This window comes from Psychrilyobacter atlanticus DSM 19335 (genome assembly GCF_000426625.1).
Lineage (GTDB): Bacteria > Fusobacteriota > Fusobacteriia > Fusobacteriales > Fusobacteriaceae > Psychrilyobacter > Psychrilyobacter atlanticus.
In genome coordinates this window covers 2,147,367-2,170,513 of the sequence record NZ_KE384547.1, presented here as the reverse complement: position 1 = coordinate 2,170,513, position 23,147 = coordinate 2,147,367, and the positions used below count along the sequence as shown (strand labels likewise).

General features: G+C 31.9%; 21 protein-coding genes and 1 other RNA gene. 10 read left to right on the top strand and 12 right to left on the bottom strand.

The genetic code is table 11. The annotated features are described in order from the left end of the window. The first annotated feature begins 121 nt into the window (after nt 1-121). Nucleotides 122-1,255, top strand: coding sequence for a betaine/proline/choline family ABC transporter ATP-binding protein (locus K337_RS0110815; protein WP_028856626.1), 1,134 nt, complete (start codon nt 122-124; stop codon nt 1,253-1,255). Continuing rightward, complete coding sequence (locus tag K337_RS0110810; protein WP_028856625.1) at nt 1,242-2,789, top strand: glycine betaine ABC transporter substrate-binding protein; 1,548 nt, start codon at nt 1,242-1,244, stop codon at nt 2,787-2,789. Before K337_RS0110815 ends, K337_RS0110810 begins: the two co-directional genes overlap by 14 nt. Nucleotides 2,790-3,299: 510 nt before the next feature. On the opposite strand, the gene K337_RS0110805 is transcribed toward K337_RS0110810, so the two are convergent. Then, on the bottom strand, nt 3,300-3,827 hold the full coding sequence (locus tag K337_RS0110805) for a GNAT family N-acetyltransferase (protein ID WP_051251718.1): 528 nt from the start codon (nt 3,825-3,827) through the stop codon (nt 3,300-3,302). A gap of 322 nt (nt 3,828-4,149) precedes the next feature. On the opposite strand from K337_RS0110805, the gene K337_RS0110800 reads away from it, so the two are divergent. Further along, nucleotides 4,150-4,524, top strand: a complete 375-nt coding sequence (locus K337_RS0110800) for a hypothetical protein (RefSeq protein ID WP_051251717.1) — start codon at nt 4,150-4,152, stop codon at nt 4,522-4,524. A gap of 91 nt (nt 4,525-4,615) precedes the next feature. Here K337_RS0110800 and K337_RS0110795 read toward each other — a convergent pair whose 3' ends face one another. After that, complete coding sequence (locus K337_RS0110795; RefSeq protein ID WP_028856622.1) at nt 4,616-5,443, bottom strand: MerR family transcriptional regulator; 828 nt, start codon at nt 5,441-5,443, stop codon at nt 4,616-4,618. A gap of 126 nt (nt 5,444-5,569) precedes the next feature. Between K337_RS0110795 and K337_RS0110790 the strand changes: the two genes are divergently transcribed. Further along, complete coding sequence (locus K337_RS0110790) at nt 5,570-6,187, top strand: GNAT family N-acetyltransferase (RefSeq protein WP_028856621.1); 618 nt, start codon at nt 5,570-5,572, stop codon at nt 6,185-6,187. 138 nt (nt 6,188-6,325) lie between these two features. Here K337_RS0110790 and ssrA read toward each other — a convergent pair. The 3 genes from ssrA to K337_RS18280 all read right to left on the bottom strand — a co-directional run bounded on the left by ssrA (nt 6,326) and on the right by K337_RS18280 (nt 8,076). Next, nucleotides 6,326-6,673, bottom strand: a transfer-messenger RNA (tmRNA) gene (ssrA, locus tag K337_RS19610). Between the two features lie 34 nt (nt 6,674-6,707). Beyond that, nucleotides 6,708-7,154, bottom strand: coding sequence for an SsrA-binding protein SmpB (gene smpB / locus K337_RS0110780; protein WP_028856620.1), 447 nt, complete (start codon nt 7,152-7,154; stop codon nt 6,708-6,710). Between the two features lie 283 nt (nt 7,155-7,437). Then, nucleotides 7,438-8,076: an outer membrane beta-barrel protein gene (locus tag K337_RS18280; protein WP_051251716.1), complete on the bottom strand. Its 639-nt coding sequence runs from the start codon at nt 8,074-8,076 to the stop codon at nt 7,438-7,440. A 200-nt stretch (nt 8,077-8,276) separates the two neighbouring features. Between K337_RS18280 and K337_RS19230 the strand changes: the two genes are divergently transcribed. From K337_RS19230 to K337_RS0110745, 6 genes are all read left to right on the top strand, one after another. Further along, nucleotides 8,277-9,434, top strand: coding sequence for an RNA polymerase factor sigma-54 (locus K337_RS19230; protein WP_028856619.1), 1,158 nt, complete (start codon nt 8,277-8,279; stop codon nt 9,432-9,434). Beyond that, complete coding sequence (locus tag K337_RS0110765; protein WP_028856618.1) at nt 9,427-10,758, top strand: sigma-54 interaction domain-containing protein; 1,332 nt, start codon at nt 9,427-9,429, stop codon at nt 10,756-10,758. Before K337_RS19230 ends, K337_RS0110765 begins: the two co-directional genes overlap by 8 nt. 217 nt (nt 10,759-10,975) lie before the next feature. Next, nucleotides 10,976-12,112: a mandelate racemase/muconate lactonizing enzyme family protein gene (locus tag K337_RS0110760; protein WP_028856617.1), complete on the top strand. Its 1,137-nt coding sequence runs from the start codon at nt 10,976-10,978 to the stop codon at nt 12,110-12,112. 15 nt (nt 12,113-12,127) lie between these two features. Further along, nucleotides 12,128-13,741, top strand: a complete 1,614-nt coding sequence (locus K337_RS18270; protein ID WP_084140857.1) for a BCCT family transporter — start codon at nt 12,128-12,130, stop codon at nt 13,739-13,741. After that, nucleotides 13,716-14,120 carry a UxaA family hydrolase gene (locus K337_RS18265; protein WP_245584883.1) on the top strand — a complete coding sequence of 135 codons (405 nt, stop codon included), beginning with the start codon at nt 13,716-13,718 and terminating at the stop codon, nt 14,118-14,120. Before K337_RS18270 ends, K337_RS18265 begins: the two co-directional genes overlap by 26 nt. Then, nucleotides 14,110-15,285 carry a UxaA family hydrolase gene (locus tag K337_RS0110745; protein ID WP_028856616.1) on the top strand — a complete coding sequence of 392 codons (1,176 nt, stop codon included), beginning with the start codon at nt 14,110-14,112 and terminating at the stop codon, nt 15,283-15,285. The genes K337_RS18265 and K337_RS0110745 overlap by 11 nt, the downstream gene beginning before the upstream one ends. A gap of 76 nt (nt 15,286-15,361) precedes the next feature. Here K337_RS0110745 and K337_RS0110740 read toward each other — a convergent pair whose 3' ends face one another. The 7 genes from K337_RS0110740 to K337_RS0110710 form a co-directional block, all read right to left on the bottom strand. Next, on the bottom strand, nt 15,362-16,144 hold the full coding sequence (locus K337_RS0110740) for a Cof-type HAD-IIB family hydrolase (RefSeq protein WP_037029338.1): 783 nt from the start codon (nt 16,142-16,144) through the stop codon (nt 15,362-15,364). An 8-nt stretch (nt 16,145-16,152) separates the two neighbouring features. Further along, the gene (locus tag K337_RS0110735) at nt 16,153-17,919 is read right to left on the bottom strand and encodes a hypothetical protein (RefSeq protein WP_028856614.1); all 1,767 of its coding nucleotides are present in this window, start codon (nt 17,917-17,919) and stop codon (nt 16,153-16,155) included. 9 nt (nt 17,920-17,928) lie between these two features. After that, nucleotides 17,929-18,537, bottom strand: a complete 609-nt coding sequence (locus tag K337_RS0110730; protein ID WP_028856613.1) for a metallophosphoesterase family protein — start codon at nt 18,535-18,537, stop codon at nt 17,929-17,931. Nucleotides 18,538-18,786: 249 nt separating this feature from the next. Further along, a complete protein-coding gene (gene era, locus K337_RS0110725) occupies nt 18,787-19,683 on the bottom strand; it encodes a GTPase Era (RefSeq protein ID WP_028856612.1) in 897 nt (298 codons plus the stop codon). 70 nt (nt 19,684-19,753) lie between these two features. Further along, the gene (locus K337_RS0110720) at nt 19,754-20,611 is read right to left on the bottom strand and encodes a tyrosine-type recombinase/integrase (RefSeq protein ID WP_028856611.1); all 858 of its coding nucleotides are present in this window, start codon (nt 20,609-20,611) and stop codon (nt 19,754-19,756) included. A gap of 4 nt (nt 20,612-20,615) precedes the next feature. After that, nucleotides 20,616-22,274, bottom strand: a complete 1,659-nt coding sequence (gene recN, locus K337_RS0110715) for a DNA repair protein RecN (RefSeq protein WP_028856610.1) — start codon at nt 22,272-22,274, stop codon at nt 20,616-20,618. Further along, nucleotides 22,268-23,062 carry an NAD(+)/NADH kinase gene (locus K337_RS0110710; protein WP_028856609.1) on the bottom strand — a complete coding sequence of 265 codons (795 nt, stop codon included), beginning with the start codon at nt 23,060-23,062 and terminating at the stop codon, nt 22,268-22,270. The genes recN and K337_RS0110710 overlap by 7 nt, the downstream gene beginning before the upstream one ends. Nucleotides 23,063-23,147: the final 85 nt, after the last annotated feature.

The window sequence follows — 23,147 nt, the reverse complement described above, 5'->3', positions numbered from 1 at the left end:
TTTCTTAGGGTAATTGAATTAGGGTGTTTTTTTATTGCTTTAAAATAATCATTCAATATATAGATAAATAAAATTGGAAAGATATAACACATTTTTTAAATAAAAAAAGGGGTGAAATATTTTGATAAAAATAGAAAATATCGAGAAAAGTTATATCGGTCAGAAAGTTCTTTTCGATATAAACTTAGAATTTGATGAAGGCGGACTATATTGTCTTATAGGTGAGAGTGGAAGTGGGAAAACTACTATTATGAAATTAATCAATAGGTTGATTACACCGACCAATGGTAAAATTTTTATAAATGATAAAGATATATCTACATTAAATCCTGTGAAATTAAGAAGAAGTATCGGATATGTGATTCAAAAAGTAGGTCTATTTCCGCATATGACTGTGGGACAAAATATTGAGGTTGTACTAGATCTTCTAAAGGTAGATAAGGTTAAAAGAAAAGAAAAAGCATTGGAACTCTTAGAATTAGTTGAAATTGAAAAGAACTATTATAATAAATATCCCTGTGAACTTTCAGGGGGGCAGCAGCAAAGAATAGGTATTGCAAGAGCACTTTCTACAGATCCAGAAATCCTTCTTATGGATGAGCCTTTTTCGGCATTGGACCCTATTACCCGTGAAAATCTGCAGGATGAACTGTTAGATCTACAAAGAAAATTAAAAAAGACTATAATTTTTGTAACCCATGATATGGATGAAGCTATAAAATTATCGGATAAGATAGCTATTATTAAGGATGGAAAGGTTATACAATTTGATTCTCCTGAAGAAATTTTAAAAAATCCAGCAGATGATTTTGTAGAGTATTTTATAGGTAAAGATAGACTTTGGAAAACACCGGAACTTTTCTTAGTAAAAGATATTATGAAGAAAAAATTTCCAAAAGTTTTGCCAGATATGAGTATTTCTAAGGCATTTGAAAAGATGAAACAACATGATAAAGAATTTGTCTTTGTTGTAGAGGAACAAAAATTGGTGGGAGGAATATCTAAAGATATTCTTTTTCAACAGGGTTCATCATCTCAAATAAAGGTTAAAGATATAATGATAAAAGATTTATTGACTTTAAATAAAAATGAAAATCTTTTGGATGCATTGACAAAGATGGAACAGAGTAAAAATAAAATAGTAGCAGTAGTGGATGAGTCCAGCAATATAAAGGGAATGGTAACTCCAACTGCACTTTTAAATGTGATATACGAAATCAAACCAGAGAGCGGTGATATAAATGAACTTTCTTAATCAATATTCAGACATAATAGTGGCTTTATGGGAACATCTTGAGATTACTTCTTTGGCTATAGGAGCATCAATATTATTAGGAGTACCCTTAGGAATATTAATATCAAAAAAACAATCTCTAGCAAAACCTATATTAGGGGTTGCCAGTGTATTTCAAACTGTACCTAGTCTGGCACTTTTTGGACTTATCATACCTTTACTTGGAATAGGATTAGTTCCATCTATAGCAGTATTATTTTTATACTGTCTTCTACCTATCATAACTAATACATATATAGGGATAAGTGAGATAGATGAAAATCTATTAGAAGCTGCTAAAGGAATGGGAATGAGTAAGACGGAGATGTTATTTAAGGTAGAATTACCCCTGTCTGTTCCAACCATCATGGGTGGAATAAAAATATCCAGTGTTACTTGTATTGGTACAGCTACAATAGCTGCTTTAATTGGAGCAGGAGGTCTAGGAAGTTTTATTTTTAGAGGTATATCAAGTGGTAATAATACCCTGATATTAAAAGGAGCTATTCCATCGGCTATTTTAGCTATCTTTGTTAACTATATCCTGGGACTGATAGAGAGAGCATTAAAACCTCTTCAGAGTTCACATAATATAGATATAGTGCATAAATTTAAAAAGGTGATAATTGGTTTTGGAATATCTTTATTTATTCTTCCTCTGATGTTTTCTGGTTTGAAACAATATAATAACTGGAAACAGGAGAAAAATACGATAATTATAGGTCATAAAAACTATACAGAACAGAGAGTATTAGGTCAGATATATTCTCTGTTAATAGAGGAGTATACAGATTATAACACCAAGGTATTAGAATTTGGTAGTACACAGATAGCATTCCAAGCTCTGAATAATCATGAAATAGATCTCTATCCTGAGTATACAGGAACAGCTTATTTGGCTATATTAAATAAGAGTGAGATATTTGACAGTAAAACTACATATGATATAGTGGCTAAGGGTTTGAAAGACCTCTATGAAGTAGAGATGTTGGAACCACTTAAATTTAACAATACTTATGTTTTAGTTTCAAAACCTAGTTTTTTAGATAAATATGGTATTAAAAAGATATCTGATTTAAAAAAATATAAAGATACTTTTAACCTAGCTGGTCCATATGAATTTTTGGATAGAAAAGATGGTCTTCCTGGAATTATGCTTGAATATGATATCTCATTCAAGGACTCCAAGGGGATGGAACCAGGGCTTATCCTAAATGCTGTTGCTAATAATAAAACAGAGATAGCTGTTGGATTTGGTACCGATGGTAGGATAAAAAAGCAAGGATTAAAAATAATTGAAGATGATAAAAGCTTCTTCCCTCCATATAATGTGGCTCCTATAATGAAGGAAACTTTCAAGACAAAATTTCCTAAGTCTATGGATGCTATAAAGCTTCTTGCTGGTAAGATAAGTAATGAAAAGATGCAAGAACTTAATTTAAAAGCTGCAGAATCTGATGGCGACTTGAGAATAATTGCTAAAGCATTTTTAAAGAAAGAGGGACTTATTAAATAGTATAGGTTGTAAAAAGGAGTTAGGCAATTGCCTAACTCTTTTTTTAAAACTTTAGAGAGGTAGGAATACTAATTTCATCTATTGATTTATTTTATGATGATTGGTGCAGATTGGTGGCAAAGGTTAGAGGTTCTAAAGAGTCCCTCTTTAATACGGGTTCATTTCAGATTCACGATTATTAAAATTAGATGTAACTAAATCTAATTTTAAATGTGAGTGAGCAAAGGAAACGAACCAAAGAAAAGCTCACTTTTTCTAAATCATGTTATAGGAGTAAGTCAGAGGTCATCTTCGTCTTTTTACAGCTACAGTCCTCGTTTCACTGCGGAACTTATTCTGTTGTACGACTAAGTAGGAAAACTTCTGAGAAGTAGAATAACATCTAGAAAAAGAATTAAAACAAAACCTAGACGACTATAAACTTTACTTAAAACTAAGTAATCTGTGTAGATTAAATTTGGTTCTTAGAAGTCAAAATAAGAGTTAGTATTTCTATATTTTTTTTACTAATTATAGTACAAATTCTAATTGACGATCATAGGGCTCATCTTCAACATGTTTTTTATCTATTTCTATTGCATCAACACAACCTAATTTTTTATAAAATGCTTGTGTTTCAACTGCTGAATGAGAAGATATATATAATTTTTTAGCCCCTTGTTCCTTAGCCCAGGATGCAACATATCCAAATAACACTTTGCCAATACCGTGACCACGTATATCATTAGATGTATATATATGAGACAACTCAATATATTCTTTCTTACTTCCGAATAATTTAGATTCTGCAGAAGCAAAACCTTTTAGTTGATTATCAAAAAATACACCTACAACCAACCCTCCTGTTTTATCTGTATTCTGTAAATGTTTTATTAAAAAACTATATTCGCCTTCTTCCCAATCATCCACAAAGTTAAAATCTATTTCATTCCATTCATCGTCTACTTGCTCCAAACGCTTAGTGACTACTTGTCTACGTTCAAAATTATTAAATAAAGATATATGTATATCATTAACTTTTAATTCTCTATATTCCATTTTTCCCCCTATAATCATTCATTTCAATATTGATTATACCCTCTAAAAAAAAGAAGTCAAAGAAGTATATAAAAAAGGAGTCAGATAATTGCCTGATTCCTTTTTCTGTTTAAAACTCCTCATAGCTATTAAAAAGTGTAAAAAAGGTTAAAATTTTGAAAAAATTAGAAAAAAAGGTTAAAATAGTTTTAACATGATTTTTAAAGAAAAGATTAGAAGAATTGGGAATTTAATTTAATGTGGTACCCAGTCAGATATCTAGGTGGCTAAAGAGTTTAAGGGTAAAGTATTTTTTTACAATATAGATAAAAGGGGGAAGAATATGGATGACAAGTTTTTAAAACACGAAATGGAAAACTATAAAAAAGAACAGGAAAAAATAAAAAAACTTATAGGAAGTATAGGAGCTACTCATAGTAGCAGAAACCATAAGATATTTAACGGACTTTTTCTTATGCTTGTTGTTCTTTCATTCTTTGCAGGGGGAGTTTTACACTATATCCCATTCAATCTTTCGATAGAGTTGGGAGTTCTACTGGTCTCCATAAAGATAGCATGGATGATCCATGAACAGCAGAAGGTTAACCACTTTCAGTTCTGGATATTAAACTCCATAGAGCTAAGATTAAACTCTCTTCAAACAAATTTCAGAAAAATGGATAAGGAACTTAAAAGGCAGGGAGAGGAAAGAAAATAGATTAGAATTGAGAAGAGGAGGATAACCCAAAAGGGTTATCCTCCTCTTTTTCTATTTCAAATTCCTAAACCATTTATTACTCATTAATCATCTACTTTAATGGTTCAACTCTAATTGACAACTGTGTAATATAATCATTAGTATTAAAAACTTCAAAATCATCGATTATAAAATCTACATAAATTACATCTTCAACTTTAAATCTTGCTTTTTCTACAAAAGCTGTTACCCTTTTATATGTCAAATCAAAATTTGTCATTCCTTTATGATAGAAGATAACATAGTTTCCAGCTGGTTTATCATGTAAATCTACATTGTTTTGATAATATTTTAAATCTAAATAGTAGTATGAAAAAGGTGACGAAATATTTTGGTTGAATCTATTGATATTGGTTATTCCGCCAATTGATAAATACGCTCCATCTGATTCATTTAAAGTTGCCATAAGATTTTGAAAGATAATTGAATCCTCTGCTAGAGGAGTATTTAAAGGTATTTTTTTTGATATAAATAGTTGTTTTTTTGGACAACTCATGATTTTAATTTGGTCTAAATTTATATTTATGGAATTTGATAAATTCCTTTTTTTAGACTTTACAAATTTTTGAATACTCTTTAATTTTTTCATCCTTAAATCAATATCATTATCTATTTTATTTAATAATTCGAGGGTTTTTTTAGGATTTCTATTATCTAAATAATCCTTTATCTCAATTAGTGAAAGACCAGTATCCTTAAGTAAAGTAATGATATTAAATAAATCAATTTGATGTTCTGCATAAAATCTATACCCTTTGTCATTTACTGTATAAGGTGAAAATAACCCTATCTTGTCATAATAAAAAAGTGTGTGCTTGGTAGTTTTAACTATTTCACAAAACTGCCCTGTGGTTAAATGGGCTTTACATATGATATTCATGACTTCCTCCTTAATCTTATAGTAAATAAAATTAATAAACTCCTTGACTATACGGTTACACTATACTTTAGAATTATAATTAACAACACTTTCGTTGTCAAATGATTTTAATAGAGGAGGAGAAATATGAACTATAAATTTGTAAAATATAAAAAGTTGTATCTAAAAGAAGCGGCTAAAATGATGGGGGAAACCTGGAGCATGGACAAGCATTTAAAGGGATTAAAAGATAGAAGTATAATTTATAGTATCCTATTTAAATTAAGTTATATCGATAGTGATTACTGTGACATGGTTGTAGATAAAAATGGTAAATTATTAGGTTTTTTGTTAGCAGGAAAGACTGAAAAAAGTAAACATATTGGAGCAGGGATAGAATTTATTTTCAATTTAATAATTGGTAAATTTGGAAAAAGAATCAATGCAGTCAAAGTTATGTTAAAAATGGCTAGAGATTTTAATGAAATAATGTCTGATAGTATCAACTATGATAATGAAATCAAACTATTCTTTGTTAGTGAAGATGCAAGGGGATTAGGTTTAGGAAAAAAAATGATGAACAGATATATAGGTTATTGCAAAAAAGAAAATATTAGAAGGATTATCCTTATGACTGATGAAGGGTGCAACTATGGATTTTATGATCACTATGGTTTTAGCCAAATAAATAGAACTCACAGTGTTTTGTTTGATAAACCTGAACTTAAATATAATGGCTATGCCTATGCTATGGTAATTAGATAAGTGATTATAGACCTTGGATGTTATGCATACACAGTTCAAAAAGAAGTATATAAGAAAGGAGTTAAGCAATATGCCTAACTCCTTTCTCTATTTAAAACTCCTACAACTCTCTAGAAAAGTTATAAGAAAAATTATTTTTGGTGGAAGTGACGGGAATTGAACCCGTGTCCAAGAACACCAGTATTATAGGTTTCTACAAGTTTATTTCGTGAATTAGTCTCGTATAAACTCGTCTCACAAACAGAACTAGTCTATACCAGTCAATTAAAGATGTCCCGCAGGTTTAATGACGAAACCCTTGGTAAGCCTGATGTTAATTATATTCTACCAGCCTGCACAGGCCTTAGGAAGGTAGAACACGCTGCACTATTAGGCAGCTATTGCGTAATTTTCATTTCCATTTAAAAAAATGGTTTGACCTCTCACAGCGATCAACCTGACCTGCTTCCTATAACCTGATGCCCCTGTCGAAACCAGTGCACTCCCGTAATGTCGAACCTTTATATTAAAGTCATATATTTTATCTATATGTATCTTTAAGAGCTCTGTCAATCTGCCTTTTGGCATCTTTTTTTGCTAGGGTATCTCTTTTATCGTAGTTTGTTTTACCCTTACCTAAAGCTATCTCTATCTTGATTCTTCCAGCTTTTTGGTATACTGAGATAGGTACTATAGCGTATCCTTTTTGAGATACTTTTTCATGAAGTTTTGCAATCTCTTTTCTATGAATAAGAAGTTTTCTTACCCTTTTCTCCTCAGGATTATATACGCTCCCAAAGTTCCAAGGAACTACACTCATACCCATAATGAAGATCTCTCCATTTATTATTCTGACAAAGGCTTCCTTTATACTTACCTGACCAGCCTTTATAGATTTTACCTCACTACCAATTAATTCTATTCCAGCTTCAAGTCTATCTTCTATAAAATATTCATGAAACGCTTTTTTGTTTTTAGCCAATGCCATAATATCACCTCATTCTACTAGGGTATTATACTATATATACATATTTTTTACAACTTCTACTTCCCTCAAATTTGAAGGAGATTATTAGGGATACCTGCTTTTATACGAAGCTCACGAAGAAAAGCCTAGAGAGAACATTAAGAGGTTGTTTTTTCTTAGGTTTAACCAAAATTTTTAAAATCCTGCGATCATTAAAGATCTTTCCGTGTATGTGATAACATCTGCGTTCTATTTCTTTTAGCTTAAAAATCAAAAAAAATAAAAAAGCAACATTTGCTGCTTTTTAAAAATTAAATCTATAACCGACTGAAAGGGAAATTCTGTCATAGTCAGCTCTTTTTTTTGAATCACTGCCCTTAGCTGAAGCTTTACACTTATTGACTGCATACATTAATTCCATCGTGTAATTTTTATATTCCATCCCGGCACCTATTCCCCAGTATAAACCGCTATCTACATCTGTTGCGTTTTTTTCTGTCTCGCCATTGGTTGTATTTTTTGCTTCTAAATCAGAAGAATCAAAATTGAATGAATACCCTAAATTGGTCTTTAAATACGGATCTATTTTTGAATTTAAAAGAAAATTATATCTACCAGTTACATATACTGGTACAGACCTATATTGTACACCTGAGACATCTACGTTACTTGTGTAGTCAAAATGTTTTCTAGGAGCGTGAATTTGATAAGCTACACCTACACCTAAATCTATATTTTCATTTAAAACTTTATACCCTTCTACTGCTACTTCTCCACCAAATCCTGTTGTTTTATTATTTAAGAGAGTTTTTCCATTATCATCATAAGTTCTTTCATATCCAGATGTTATATCTCCACCAATTTTTGTATTTATATAAAAATCAGATTCAGCAAATGATATAGTTGATAAGACTATTAATACGAATAAAAAGAATTTTTTCATGATTAAATTTCCTCCATAAACTTAAAAATTCAACACACAAATTAACTTTTTCGTTATTAATGTGCTTATTTTATACTACCATGTCGTTTTATTTTATTCAAATTAATTTATCTTAATCAACTTTTTTATGTGATTTGTAAATTAAATTTTTTAATGCTAACATATTTAGTACAAAGCATATGGGGGTAGAAGAGGTTATAATGGATATTTTATTAGGGACAAAACAGATGTTATCCCAAAAAAACATGAGAAAATTAAAATTTTTAGAGATGAATACAGATGAACTGAATAGTTTTTTATGGGAATTTAAGAATGAAAATTTTATACCTACAACGGAATTAACAGATGAGGTCTATGAGAAAAAAGGGGAATCGTTAGAGGAATTTTTATGGGAACAACTCAGATTTTTAAAAATAGGAAAGCTAGAAGAGGAGATCTGCAGATATTTTATAGAAAGCTTAGATGACAAAGGCTATTTAAATATTTCACTGAATTCAGTTGTAAAGAAATTTAAAACTACAGCCTTTAAGGTTAAAGAAGTAAAGGAAATATTAGAGACCCTGGAGCCGGCAGGGATAGGATCTAGAAACTTAAAGGAAGCCATTATTATCCAGAGCAGGGATTATGAGGAATTGAAAAAGATACCTCCTAAGATATGGGGTGATATTTTGAATATGAGGTTGGATCGCGCAGCTATAAAATTAGATATCTCAATGAATGATTTAAAGGATCTTATAGCTCCTGTGAGAAGTTTTATATCTCATCCCAGGAGAGATTTCACGGCCAAAAAAGCTATGATTCAAAGTTCAGATATAATAATATCCAATGAACTTATTTTAACTTTAGACAAAAGATATGAATATCAATTTGACGGTGGTGAACTATCTCAGTTTTTATCTAAAAAAAAATTAAAGGAGATAGATCTAATTAATACAGCTTTGAAAGAAAGAAGGAAGACACTTTTAAATATAGGTAAAATAATTTTAAAGAGACAGATGGACTTTTTTAAGGGGGGATATATGGTTCCTTTAAAGTTATCGGATATTGCTGAGGAACTGGAGCTACATATATCGACCATAAGCAGAGCATGTAAGGATAAGATATTGGAATATAACTACAAACAGTATAGGTTAAATGATTTTTTTGTAGGAGAGGCAGGAAAGGGGTGTTCATCCCAGAGGTTGTCTGTTGAGATCCAAAGGATAGTGGATGCAGAGGATAAAACTAACCCATATTCCGATGAGGAGATAAGAAAAAGGCTGGAACAAAATGAAATAGTGATTGCCAGGAGAACCATAACTAAATACAGGGAAAAATTGGGAATATTAAAGGGGAGGCTGAGAAAGATCTATGAGTGATAAAAATGAACTGAAATATTCAGTATTTAAAAATTTAGTGGATAATCTCTACGATGAAGTAATAGTGTGGGATGATAACTATAAGATAGTCTATGTGAATAAGGCAAGTTATCGGCACTATGGGGTATCACCGGAGGAACTTATAGGGAAATCATTTTTTGAATTGACGAAAAAAGAGTATTGGTATCCCTCTGTTTTGCCTGATGTATATAAAAATCCAAGAATTGTAAGTATAATTCAAAAAACTCATTTGGGGTCGAAAATAAAAACCACGGCAGTACCTATTTTTTCAACTAAGGGAAAATTAGAATATGTTGCTATGAATGTAAAGGATGTAGTTTCAGAAGAAACTTCTACGGTCAAAGATACTGTGGAATTAGAAAACAAAAATTTTATTACCATGAGTAAAGAGATGAATGATCTCTTAATCTTGACTGAAAAGATAGCAAAGATAGATTCAACAGTTTTGATTCAGGGAGAATCAGGAACGGGAAAAACATTTTTAGCCAAACATCTACATAAAAAAAGCAGGAGAAATAAAAATCCATTTATCTCTATAAATTGTGCTTCTATCAATGGGAATCTTTTGGAATCGGAGTTATTTGGATATGTAAAAGGAGCTTTTACAGGAGCTGTGGGAAGTGGAAAGAAGGGATTTATCCAGATGGCAGATAAGGGGATCTTATTTTTAGATGAGATAGGTGAGATGCCCTTAGAACTACAGGCTAAACTTCTCCATGTGATTCAAGACAGGGAGTTTATCCCGGTAGGAGGAACTAAACCTGTTAAGATAGATATTAAAATAGTGGCTGCGACCAATAGAAATCTAAAAGAGATGGTAAATATCGGAAAATTTAGGAGAGATCTTTATTACAGGCTGAATATTTTTGAACTTCTTATCCCACCTCTAAGAAAAAGAGAAAGAGATATAATTCCTTTAGCTAATTATTTTTTGAATAAAAATAATGAAAAATATGGAAGGAATTGTTATTTAGATGAAAAAACATTGAAAATAATGCTGGGATATTCCTGGCCGGGAAATGTGAGGGAGCTCTCCCATATAATTGAAAGATTGGTAGTGACATCTGAAAACACTAAGATAAAGCCTGATATTTTACCTAGTGAATTCTTCACACTTCAAGATGAAGGGGAGAATGATTTTGAAAGTACAGATATAAATTTAGATGAAATAATGGGAGAATATGAAGAGAAGATAATAAAAAAATACTATGAATTGTATCCAAGCTCCAGAAAATTGGCAAAGGAATTAAAAATAAGTCAAAGTAAGTCCAATCGATTGATAAAAAAATACATTGAGTCATAAAAAACTCGCGAGTCACAATGGACTCTCTGATTTGAAGTCTATATGTTCTATATGCAATATAAAAAAACTAAAATAAAACGAGTCTTTTAAGACTCGTTTTTGTTTTATATTATGAAAAAAAAGTTTTATTACTTTTTTTATCTTTTAAATCATTGATAAATAAGGTTTGGCACGATTTTTGCTAAACGTATAAGTGAAAAGATAATAGGAGGTTAACATGAAAATAACAGATATTGAGGTAATTATACTTAGAGTTCCAGAAATAGGGAAAACATGTACTTGGGGTGATGACGCAGTTATTGTAAAAGTACATACAGACTGCGGGATTGTAGGAATAGGTGAAAGTGATTCATCACCACTTGTTATAAAGTCAATAATAGAGACTCCCAATTCAAATCTATATTGCTATGGATTAAAGGAATTATTGATCGGTGAAAATCCACTAGAAATTGAAAAATTATGGAATAAGATGTATTGGGCATCTAATTATATGGGAAGAAGAGGAGCAGGGATTCACGCAATCAGTGCAATCGATATAGCTCTTTGGGATATTGCAGGAAAACACTATGGTGTTCCAGTTCATACACTCTTAGGTGGTAAATATAGAGATGAGATAATGGCATATGGAACTTTTATTCCATATAGTGATTTAGAAAAAAATAAAGAGGAAGCAAGACGTCTTGTGGACAAAGGTTTTAAAAGTCTTAAGTTTGGTGGAGGAGTTTTCGGAGAAGACCCAGATACAGATTATAATATTGTTAAGGCTGTAAGGGAAGAGATAGGAGAAGAAATTGAACTTCAAATAGATCTAGCTACCAAGTGGAGAACATCAGGTCACGCTATCTATATGGCGAATAGACTGAAGGAATTTAATTTAAATTGGATAGAGGAACCTATCTTGGCTGATGATTCAAATGGATATGCAAAATTTTCTAGCTGTGTAGAAGCTAAATTAGCAGGAGGAGAAGCTCTGACTACCGTGCATGAATTTAGAGAATTTTTAGAGAAATATGATGCCGATATAGTTCAGCCAGATATCACTAGATGTGGTGGGATTACTGAAATAAAAAAAATATATGATATGTCTCAAATGCATGGAGTAAGATTGATCCCTCATGGATTTAGTACTGGAATTTTACTTGCGGCTTCTGTACAGTTTTTAGCTTCAAGAGAGTATGGAACATTGATGGAATTCTCTGAAAGTCAAAGTCCTTTAGTGACAAAATTAGTTAAAGGAGCTCCAATTTTTAAAGATGGATATGTCAACGTCAGTAATAAACCAGGTCTTGGAATTGAACTTGATGAAGAAATAATTGAAAAATATAGGGTAAAGATTAGTGATTTATTTAAGTAAAAAATAGGGGGAAAAATGAATAAAAAAACAGGTGTAAATGTTGGAGAATTAAAAATAGAAAAAAAAATAGAAGGGGCCAGAATCGACAAAGTATTAATCTCAATTAGTATATTTTTTGTTATTCTACTCGTTGGATTATTATATACAAATCCTGAAGCTTCTCAGAAAATTGCAAATATAATATTCGGTAAAATGACAAATTGGTTTGGGTCGTTTACATTAATCTTTACTTTTTCAGGTTTTGTATTATTAATAGGTGTAGCATTGTCCAAATACGGAAACATTAAACTAGGTGATCATAAACCTGAACATACGACCTTTAAATGGGTTGCAATGATGATTAGTTGTGGATTGGGATCAGCTACTATTTATTGGGCATTTATAGAATGGGCTTATTATATAGGAAATCCTGGATTAGGAATAGAAGCTAATTCAATAAGAGCATTTGAAATGGCACTGCCGTACAATATGTTCCACTGGGGATTCAGTGCTTGGACGTTATATGCTTTAGTCGGATTACCAATGTGTTACCATTTTTATGTTAGAAAAAACGAAGGTCTTAGCCTTAGTTCTATAATCAGCAAAATTACCGGAATAAAAAAAGATGGTGTTCTTGCTACTATTATTAATGTTATGTTTATTTTCATCTGCTTTGGTGGATTAAGTATTACTTTAGGAGTATCAGTGCCTCTAGTTTCACAGGTATTATGTGCTGTAGTTGGGATCACACCTACTTTTGGAATGAATGTTGCATTAATTTTATTAATTTCCATAGTTTATTCCCTCAGTTCATATATTGGTATCGAAAAAGGAATGGCCAGAATATCAGATTGGAATGGTAAATTAGCGATTTTCTTCCTATTAGCAATTGTAGTTTTAGGTCCTAGTTTATTTATCATGAATAATATTACTAATTCACTTGGATTAATGTTACAAAATTTTGTTGGTATGAGTTTATTTACAGATTCAATAGGTCAAACTGGATTTCCTCAGTCATGGACAATATTTTACTGGTTATACTGGATAACTTATGCTCCATTTACAGGAATATTTATTGCAAAAGTTTCAAAAGGAAGAACTATTAGGTCAGTGATTATAAATACTTTAGTTAGTGGAAGTATTGGATGTTTTTCTTTCTTTGGAGTAATTGGAAGTTTATCTATAGACAGACAACTGAGAGGCTTGGTTGACATGACTGGTTTATTAGGTGCAGGTAAAGATACATTTGCCATAATCGAAGTTATGAAAACTTTACCTTTAGGTAGTGTATTCATGATGATGTTCTCAATTATAGCTGTATTATTTTTAGCAACAACTTTAGACGGAGCAGCGTTTACAATGGCGTCTACAGCTACACCTGGATTAAAATCAAATGAAAATCCACATCCAATTCATAGATTGTTCTGGTGTGTATTATTAGCTTTAGTTCCTTTAGTAATGATCTTTATAGGAGCAAATTTAAATACAATCAAAACAGCAGCAATTATTACAGGAGTACCGATAATATTCCTTATGATAATAATGGTTTATGGATGGATTAAATGGATGGTAAAAGATTACCAAGTTCATACAAAAAAAGAAAATAATTATGTTTTAATTGATAATGAAAAAGAAGAAAATTATAAATAAATTTAGTGAAAAGGATGAAGTTATGAATAGATTTAGTAAAAAGGATGAAAAAGATAATGTTGCAACAGCATTAGTTGATTTAGGAAAAAATAAAGAAGCCCATATTTACCTATCTAATGGAGAACATTTGACAAATATATACTCTAACGAAATGATACCCCATGGGAATAAAATCGCTCTAAATGATATTAATAATGGAGACAAAATTTATAAATATGGTGAAGTTATAGGGGTGTGTACAGAAGATATAAAAAAAGGAGACTTAGTGCATGTACATAATGTAAAAAGTTTAACAGTAGATATTCCAAGAGAATTTAAAAAAGAAATAATGAGACAAATTAAAGTTATACAAAAAGAAGGTGAAGTAAATGAACTTTAAAGGATATAGAAGAGAAGATGGAAGTATCGGGATTAGAAATAAAACTCTGATTATAGCAGTAGATGAATGTTGTGATGGAATTGCCAGAAATATTTCAGAAAAAGTAAAAGATTCAGTAGTTTTGACTAATTCGTATACTTGTATGCTTGGTGGAAATGAAGAAACTTTTAACCAAATGATAGCAGTTGGAAAAAATCCAAATGTTGGAGGAGTTTTAGTTATTGCAATGGGGTGTGGAAGTATTTTACCTGAGCAAATCGCTGAACCAATTGCCAAAATAGGTAAGCCTGTAGATATACTGACGTGTCAAAAAAATGGCGGGACACGTAGAACAATTGAGACAGGAATCCAAAAATTAAAAACAATATCAGATAAGATTAACAAAACTCCAAGAGAAGATGTTTCGATTGCTGAATTGATAGTAGGTGTCAAGTGTGGTGGGTCGGATACGAGCTCTGGAATGGCATCTAATCCTAGTGCAGGAAATGCTATTGATAAATTAATTGATGCAGGTGGAATAGGAATTGGTGGAGAATTATTTGAACTTCAAGGGTGCCAAGAAAATCTAAGAAGGCGTGCTGTTTCTCAAGAAGTGTTTAATAAAATAGATTCATTGATTGAAGCTGAAAGGTTAAGATGGAGTGTAGAAGGAACAAATGTTGAAACAATGAGTATTGGTAATAGTGTAGGAGGACTTACTACTATTGAGGAAAAATCACTTGGTGCACTTTATAAAATGGGTACCAAACCAATAAAAGATATTTTAGAGATCAATAAATATTTTATTGATAAACCAAAACAGAGTGGATTTTACCTATCGGAAACAACAATGTTATGTGGTGGAGCTGGAGTAAATTTTGCATCTTTAGGAGCTCAAATGGTTTTATGGACAAGTGGAGCTGCGGGATTTAACAACCCAATTATTCCTGTTATTCGTATAAGTGGAAATGAAGATCTATTCAATGATGATATGGATATCGATGCAAGAGGGATAATGAATGGATCAGATACTGTTGATAATGTAGGTAATAATATAATTAAAAAAATTATTGAAGTTGCAAACGGTGAAAAGACACAGTTAGAAGACCTTGGAAGTTCAACTCTGACGTTATATCAAAAAGATCAAAGATTAGATAAGCTATTGGGAAATTGTAAAAATAGATAAAAATGAGATAAAAAATCTCCTCCTAAATTAATTTAGGAGGAGATTTTTTATCTATTGTAAGTTTTTAAAGAAAGAGCTATAAATATTTCTTTAAAAATTCTCCTACTCCAGATTCATCGTTAGAGGCAGTTATATGGTCAGCAACCTGCTTTAATTCTTCGAAGGCACCGTCCATAGCAACTCCGACTCCGGCAGTTTCCAACATCTCCTTGTCGTTTAACCCATCTCCAAAGGCTATAACCTGAGACAGAGAGATATTCTCAGCCTCCATGATGTTTTTCATAGCCGTGCCCTTGTTGACATTCCCGTCTAAAATTTCCAGAAAAAATGGTCTTGAAAAAGTAGTATAGACGTAATCTCCTAACCTATCCTTTATATCTTTTTCTATCTTTAATAGATCTTCGTGATCCCCTACATAGAGGGCCTTTGTGGAAAACATCTCATCCAAATGATTAAAATCTTTTTCTACAGGTTCTAGTCCTGAAATCTCTTTATATATTTCAGTTTCTTTGTTTTGGATATTTTCAGAGTACCATATCTCATGCTGGTATAGATTTAGATGAGTTTTATGCTCCCTAGCAATCTCTATCAGTGCTTTTAGTGATCTTTCCTTTATAGGATACTCTTTTTCAACCCCGTTGTGATATATTATTTTGGCTCCATTATAGCAGATAGCAGGAGTCGTTAAATTAAGTTCCTCATGGTATGACCTCATAGATTCAAAACTTCTACCAGTTGCTAAAAATATCTTTACACCTTTATTCTCTAACTTTTTTAGTACTTTTTTATTTGTCTCGCTGATCTTATGAAGATTATCTAATAATGTCCCATCTAGATCGAGCATAATAGCTTTTATCATTTGTCCTCCTATCTGTTAATATACTGCATCAGTAACGTATCTATATCTATTGCATTTTCAATGTCATTTTTTTCCTTATAATGGATGATATCCATATAGAAATCAATGATGGTATAGGTGTTTGATTTTCCCCTGATAAAGTGCATAAATCTCTCGGTTTTAAAAAACTTTAACCCCTCTTTGTTGTGAGTTAAATTTTCTATATCAAGAGCAAATTTTTCTTTGACCCAGTCACCGGAATGATTTTGTTCTACAAAGTCCCATATCTGTTTTTTTATATGCAGGATAGTCTTATAGTTTGTAGTTCCCTCGTAAAGGTCCATCAATTCAACAAAAGTATCTACATCCTGCCCCTTTATAAGGAGGAGTTCTTTGACTCCCTTGAGGATATCACCCTTAAAAGTTTTTTCCTTTTTCAGTGTTTTAGAGAGCCAGTCCTGGATGGTAGAACTTTCCGATCCAATATCTAAGTAGAGGTCTTCTAATTCTTCCAAGCCTATATTTTTTCCATTTTTTAAAAATTTAATTTTTCTATGGCTGAATTTAAAGTATTGTTCAACAAATTCATCTTCATTTATTTTTTTATGGGAAAGATAGTCAAATGTCGGGATTAAAATCTCCAGGATATAGTCTAAAATTCCTTCTCTTATGGAGACATTGGAATAATTTTTTTTATAATAATTCATATAGTCTTTTAATTCTCTGTATAATTTAAGCTGATTATTTTGAATTAATCTGGATTGTTCGAATAATCTAGATTTGTCTTTAAAAATATCGATAGTTGTTCGAAGTTTTGTGTAATACCATGACCTGATATCCCTCCTAATTACTTTGGAAAAATAGAGTTCATCTGTAAAATCACCTCTAATTAATTCTCGGAGGTCTAAAAGTTTATCCTTTTGAAGTTGAGCCATAGAACTTTCTTTATCTAACTTATAGAGCCTTCTAATGAGGGAATCTATATAGCGATTGATCTTTATTTGAGTCTGGATAGTGTACTTATTTTGCAGGTAGACCATATTTAGATAATCTACCAGAGCATAGGAGTAATCATATTTTTTAGTGTTGTTGATCAAATATCTTCTATGCTCTAAAAATTTTATATAGAGGTCACCCTCTAACCTTTTCTCTAAAACCATCCCATTAAATTGCAAAATTTTTATAATTGGAGTGTATATATTTTGATGCCAATATTTAGATTTTTCGATAATGTTCCCATGACCTTCCAAACTTTGAATATCATACAGGATTTTTTTATAGTCACCGCTCTCTGTCAAATCAAGATTAAGCTGAGTTTGTTTGGTAAATTTAAATTTTTCCCTATAGTTTATCTCCTCTTCAGTATCTTTTCCTGAAAAAAATTCCGTTACAACTGCTTCTATAGATGAAAAATTAAGGAAATTAGCCACAGAGATCCTATGGTTACCGTCATAGACATAGTATTCATCTCTTATTTTATAAAGTTCAACTGGAGGGAGTTTAAAATCTCCCAGCATCTCGATATAGATATTGCACCATCTAATCTTGACGATACTGTTTTTAGGAATAAACCCCTTCTTAAAATCTTCAGTTTTCTGCACACTACCTACAATTTTAGAGAGGGGAACACTTTGAAGTCCTAGGTGGGAGTTGTTATAGGCTGAAAGTTTTTTTTGTATATCTGAAAACTTTTTTAATTCTTCCCTGTGGCCCACTGAAATTCCTAAGATCTTTCCCTTCCCGACAAATTTATCGTAAGCATTTTTAGCTTCTTCCTGGATATATGAATTATTCATAAAGACCTCCTAATTTTTCATATATTCTATAACTTTATATCCATAGGCATTGATAATCCGAGTATCACCTATGGTAGTCTCCTGGGTATCCATATGAGAAACCAGATGAATATGTCCGTGGATCCATAATTTAGGTTTAAAATACTTTAAAATTTTATGAAATACTTCAAATCCCTGATGGGTAAAATCTTCCCGATCATTTATCCTCCGTGGAGGAGTGTGGGTTACCATGATATCTAGTTTCCTTCCCCAGAAAAGGTAACCTAAATTTAAAATTATCCTTTGAGTCATCTCAAATTCTGAATATTGATTTTCCTGGTAGGAGTACTTTTTACTTCCTCCTAAACCAAATATTTTTAGACCTTTATATCTTATGATTTTTCCATCTATATTTTTACAGAATGAGATATCGTGTCCTTTTTTGTGGACATGATTTCCATTGACATAGATGATATCCTTATTGAGAGTTGTAAAAAGATAATCTAAATAATCATTTCCCAGATCTCCTGCTGAGATTATAAAATCAATATCAGAAAACATCTTTTTTAGCTTATCCATGGGATATCGTCCTAAAATTTCTGTATCACTGATAATAAGTATCTTATATTTTTTACCCATTTCCCTCTCCTTTTTGTTACGTATTATTACGAAATAAAAAATCATTTTTCAAAAGTGTTCTAAGTTAGTGTATAAGTTTTTTTTGAAAGTCGTTAAGGCTAACGAAATTGGTGGTTAACTTATAAGTATTAGCAAAAAAGGAGGAAAAATCCTCCTTTTATTATTATTTAAACAAAGTATAAATTAATGAAGTAAATTAAAGATTGTAAAATCCTAAATTATGCCTGTCTGGATACAACGTCACGTTGTTTATAATTCATCTAAGTTATATCCCATTTCCTTTAAGAATGGCTTTTTCTTTCTCCACTTATCTTTAACTTTAACCCAAAGGTTCAAGTAGATTTTTTTCTCTAATAAAGTCTCGATATCTTTTCTAGCATCGGTACCAACAGCTTTTAAAAGGGCACCTCTTTTACCGATAACTATTCCTTTTTGAGAATCTCTCTCTACATAGATATTGATATCATATTTATCTTTACCATTTTCTCTTCTCTCTACATTGATGATCTCAACAGCAATAGAATGAGGGATTTCATCTCTAGTTCTAGTTAATATTTTTTCTCTTACGATCTCTATAATCATCTTATACATAGGCATATCAGTATACATATCCTCTGGATAGTACATGATTCCTTCCTCTAAAAATGGATCGATAGCTTCTAATAATTTAGGAATACCGATAGCATATTCAGCTGACATAGTTACAATCTTATGGAAATCTCCTAATTTTGCTTTGATTTCTCCAATTTTTTCTTCGATTTCCTCATCTTTCATAAGGTCAATCTTATTGATAACGGCAATTCTAGGGGTATTAGGAGCTTTCATAATTTTATCAAAAACAAATTGGTCTCCTGTACTGATCTCTTGAGTTCCGTCTAATACCATCATAACAGCTTCTACTTCTCTTAATGCGCTGATAGCTGTGTTAGTCATATGTTCACCTAAAAGATGTTTAGGTTTATGGATTCCTGGGGTATCAATAAATACATATTGTGTATCTTGGATAGTTAATATCCCCTTGATAGAATCTCTAGTTGTTCCAGCTTTATTAGAAACTATAGCTACCTTTTCATTTACTATCTTATTCATCAATGTAGATTTTCCTACATTTGGTCTTCCTACTACTGCAATAAATCCTGCTTTCATTAAATCTCCTTTTTTCCTGTTAAATTTTAATCTTTATTATTATCTCCTGCTTTTTTAAAAAAAGCAGAGGTTATTCGTCTCCGATTCCTATCTCCATATATATCTTTTTAATCTGCTGAGTATTTCTGCTGCTGTAAAGACTGGTATTTTGAATGGTAGAATATCCCATTCTATCCTTTACAACATGAGCTCCCTCTGTGTCCAAAATATTTTTTAATACAGAATTTCTAATCATATGGGTATAGATCTCTCTATTTAGATTGGCTCTTTTACCATATTTTATAAGTCTGGCTCTATAATTTTGCCTGGAAACACTGGAAAATATCTTGGTATTTTTATTTCTTAATGAATCTCTTTTTTCTTCTATAAATATTTTCAATCGTTCACTTAAAGAGCTGTCTAAAGAAATCTTATTTATCTTAACACCCTTAATTTGAGTAATAATTTTATAATCTTCTGAGATTAGGTCTTCACATCTGAGATCTAAAACTTCTGAGATTAAAATACCGGTGTCATAGAGGATGTCTAAGATGATGTTGTCCCTGTATTCTTTGGGAGAATCATCCATAACTTCTCTTAATTTCTCAACCTCCTCGGAACTCAGTATCTCTAAAGTTCTTTTTTCAGGAGGAAGATTTTTTATCTTTTCCATGGGCAGACTATCAATTATACCATTTTTGTAAAAATATTTTAAATATCCTCGAATAGATATTATTTTTCTGTTGATACTGTTATTGGAATAGACTTTTTTTAGGTCTTTTATGAAGTTTAAGATATCTTCCTCTATTATTTCATTTAGAGGTTTATATCTTATAAAGATAAAAAAATCATCGATATCTTTTTTGTAGGCTTCGCAGCTGTTATAACTAAAGCTGCTGTCTTTCATATGTTTTTCAAATTCTTTGAATCCCGGTACTTTGCTGAGCATCTTCTCACCCCTTCAGCAGATCTTTTGCATGATTTTTTACACTGTCACTGACCTGATCTCCTGCCAACATTCGTGCGATCTCATCTATCCTCTCTTCTGGATTTAGATTTTTTACTGTAGCTATTGTTTTTCCCTGAATATTTTTTTTCTTAATATAAAATTGCTGGCTTGCCTTAGCTGCAATTGCAGGGGAATGAGTTATACATATGATCTGAGCATTCTCTCCAATATCATATAGTTTATCGGCGATCTTTCTCACTGTTTCCCCTCCTACCCCAGTATCAATCTCGTCAAATACCAGTATAGGAACATTATCTACAGCTGAAAATATTACCTTTAGAGCCAGCATGATCCTGCTCATCTCTCCCCCAGAAACTACCTTAGCAAGGGGTTTCATCTCCTGCCCTAGGTTGGGAGCAATCATGAATTCTACTATATCCATTCCAGACCTTGAGATCTTCTCATCGACTTTAAAATCGACTTTAAATCTAGCATCTTTCATATTTAAATATACAAGCTCAGAGGTAAGGTGTTCTTCGATAAGTTTAGCTTTACTCTTACGGACAGTAGATAATTTACCAGCGATCTCCTTATATTTTTTTAGGAGATCTTGTATTTTTTTATTTAATTTTTTTTCTTCAAAATCACTTTCATCTAAAAGATCTAATTCATTCTTTATCTTATCCCGATATTCTAAGATTTCTGAGATATCTTCTCCGTATTTTTTCTTGAGGTTATTTATCTTGTCTAATCTATCTACTACAGCATTCAGCCGGTACTCATCTACATCCATATTATCTTGAATGTTTTCTATATTATATGTGAGGTCCTCAACTTCATAGTAGATTTTTTCTACTTTTTCAAAGATAGCCTCATAGTCTTTCCCATATTGAGAAAGGGATTCCATATTTTTTTTCACTCCATGGAGTAAAGAAGTTACATTTACCTCTCCATCACTTATACTATAGTAGGAATTTTTTAATTTTTCAGTAATCTTCCCGGCATTAAAAAGGATCTTATATTCATCCTCTAATTCCTCATCTTCATTTTTAGATAAGTTTACCTCTTCAATTTCTGCCAGCTGATATTCGTAGAGATCTTTTTTCTCTTTGATATTATTTCTTGTTTCCGAAAGCTGTATGAGGAGTCTGTGGATCTCCTCATAGCTAGAAACAATATCTCCCAGTTGATCTTTGATAAGGTGTTCATCTTTATTTAAAAATCTATCGATTAATTTTATATGATTTCCTCTGTGAAGGAGCATCTGATGGGAGTGCTGGCCTACGATATCAACCAAGGTTCCCATGATCTCCTTTAGGTTGCTCATAGGGACTCTTCTGCCATTTACAAAAGCTTTTCCCCGGCCATTGGATTCCATCCTTCTCTGAACGATTATCTCATTATTTTCTACGTCTATTCCCATCTCATGGAGTTCTTCCACTTGATTTTCATTGGCATCAAAGACACCTTCAGCCAGAAGGTAGTCAGCTCCATCCCGGAGCATCTCCATATTAGTTTTTTCACCAATAAGAAGGTTGATACCTGTAAGGATAATAGATTTCCCTGCCCCTGTCTCCCCTGTGAGAGCTATTAATTTATCTTGAAATTCTAATTCTAATTTATCTATAATTGCTAAATTTTCAATTCGAAGTTCCCTTAACATATCTTATCTCCCCACTTTAATTTTTCCCTTAAAACAGAATAATAATTTCTCGACTTTGGCAGCACTAACTTCAGTTTTTTATCTGAATATCTGATCTTGATAGTATCCTCCTTGGTAACCTCGATAGCATCATCTCCGTCGACAGCTATATAGGCAGAATCCTCTCTACCCTCTAATCTTAGTGTGATTTCCTCTTTCCCGTCTACTATTATAGGTCTAGTGCTTAAGTTGTGTGGAGCGATAGGAGTAATTAGAAGTACGTCTAAATTTGATCTGATGATGGGTCCTCCTGCAGAAAGGGAATAACCAGTTGATCCTGTAGGAGTAGCAATAATTAATCCGTCTGCTCTGTAGGTATTGATATAGTATTCCCCTGAAGCTCTAATTCTGATTAATTTTTGCAGGATTCCTCCCTTTGCCAGAACCACTTCATTGAGTCCCGTATATTTTTCTCCTCTGACCTCTACTTCTAACATGTGTCTTTCCTCTAATTTGTAGTTTCCCATCAAAACATCTTCATAAACTTGAAGAGCTTCGATCCTTCTTATGTCTGTAAGAAATCCAAGACTTCCCATATTTACAGCAATAGCAAATTTATTGTGATTAGCTATATCTTTGCTGGCCTGTAGGAGAGTTCCGTCTCCACCGATAACCACGACAAAAGCTGATCCCTCTATCTCTGACTGGACCTCTACACCGCAATTTTCGAAGAATTCTTTGGATACTTCATAAAATTTTATTGCATCTTTTTTAGAGGTATTATATATGATACATACCTTTTTTTTCATCTTTCTCCCCCTATGTGACCAATGGTCAAATATATGATGTATATTTTTTCAACCTAGAGATATAGGTCTCTCTAGAAGCTTCTCA

What these genes read in the sequence shown, in the direction of transcription:
- K337_RS0110810 (WP_028856625.1), top strand. Translation starts at nt 1,242, where the DNA reads ATGAACTTTCTTAATCAATATTCAGACATAATAGTGGCTTTATGGGAA.
- K337_RS0110805 (WP_051251718.1), bottom strand. Translation starts at nt 3,827, where the DNA reads ATGGAATATAGAGAATTAAAAGTTAATGATATACATATATCTTTATTT.
- K337_RS0110800 (WP_051251717.1), top strand. Translation starts at nt 4,150, where the DNA reads ATGGATGACAAGTTTTTAAAACACGAAATGGAAAACTATAAAAAAGAA.
- K337_RS0110795 (WP_028856622.1), bottom strand. Translation starts at nt 5,443, where the DNA reads ATGAATATCATATGTAAAGCCCATTTAACCACAGGGCAGTTTTGTGAA.
- K337_RS0110790 (WP_028856621.1), top strand. Translation starts at nt 5,570, where the DNA reads ATGAACTATAAATTTGTAAAATATAAAAAGTTGTATCTAAAAGAAGCG.
- smpB (WP_028856620.1), bottom strand. Translation starts at nt 7,154, where the DNA reads ATGGCATTGGCTAAAAACAAAAAAGCGTTTCATGAATATTTTATAGAA.
- K337_RS18280 (WP_051251716.1), bottom strand. Translation starts at nt 8,076, where the DNA reads ATGAAAAAATTCTTTTTATTCGTATTAATAGTCTTATCAACTATATCA.
- K337_RS19230 (WP_028856619.1), top strand. Translation starts at nt 8,277, where the DNA reads ATGGATATTTTATTAGGGACAAAACAGATGTTATCCCAAAAAAACATG.
- K337_RS0110765 (WP_028856618.1), top strand. Translation starts at nt 9,427, where the DNA reads ATGAGTGATAAAAATGAACTGAAATATTCAGTATTTAAAAATTTAGTG.
- K337_RS0110760 (WP_028856617.1), top strand. Translation starts at nt 10,976, where the DNA reads ATGAAAATAACAGATATTGAGGTAATTATACTTAGAGTTCCAGAAATA.
- K337_RS18270 (WP_084140857.1), top strand. Translation starts at nt 12,128, where the DNA reads ATGAATAAAAAAACAGGTGTAAATGTTGGAGAATTAAAAATAGAAAAA.
- K337_RS18265 (WP_245584883.1), top strand. Translation starts at nt 13,716, where the DNA reads ATGAAAAAGAAGAAAATTATAAATAAATTTAGTGAAAAGGATGAAGTT.
- K337_RS0110745 (WP_028856616.1), top strand. Translation starts at nt 14,110, where the DNA reads ATGAACTTTAAAGGATATAGAAGAGAAGATGGAAGTATCGGGATTAGA.
- K337_RS0110740 (WP_037029338.1), bottom strand. Translation starts at nt 16,144, where the DNA reads ATGATAAAAGCTATTATGCTCGATCTAGATGGGACATTATTAGATAAT.
- K337_RS0110735 (WP_028856614.1), bottom strand. Translation starts at nt 17,919, where the DNA reads ATGAATAATTCATATATCCAGGAAGAAGCTAAAAATGCTTACGATAAA.
- K337_RS0110730 (WP_028856613.1), bottom strand. Translation starts at nt 18,537, where the DNA reads ATGGGTAAAAAATATAAGATACTTATTATCAGTGATACAGAAATTTTA.
- era (WP_028856612.1), bottom strand. Translation starts at nt 19,683, where the DNA reads ATGAAAGCAGGATTTATTGCAGTAGTAGGAAGACCAAATGTAGGAAAA.
- K337_RS0110720 (WP_028856611.1), bottom strand. Translation starts at nt 20,611, where the DNA reads ATGCTCAGCAAAGTACCGGGATTCAAAGAATTTGAAAAACATATGAAA.
- recN (WP_028856610.1), bottom strand. Translation starts at nt 22,274, where the DNA reads ATGTTAAGGGAACTTCGAATTGAAAATTTAGCAATTATAGATAAATTA.
- K337_RS0110710 (WP_028856609.1), bottom strand. Translation starts at nt 23,062, where the DNA reads ATGAAAAAAAAGGTATGTATCATATATAATACCTCTAAAAAAGATGCA.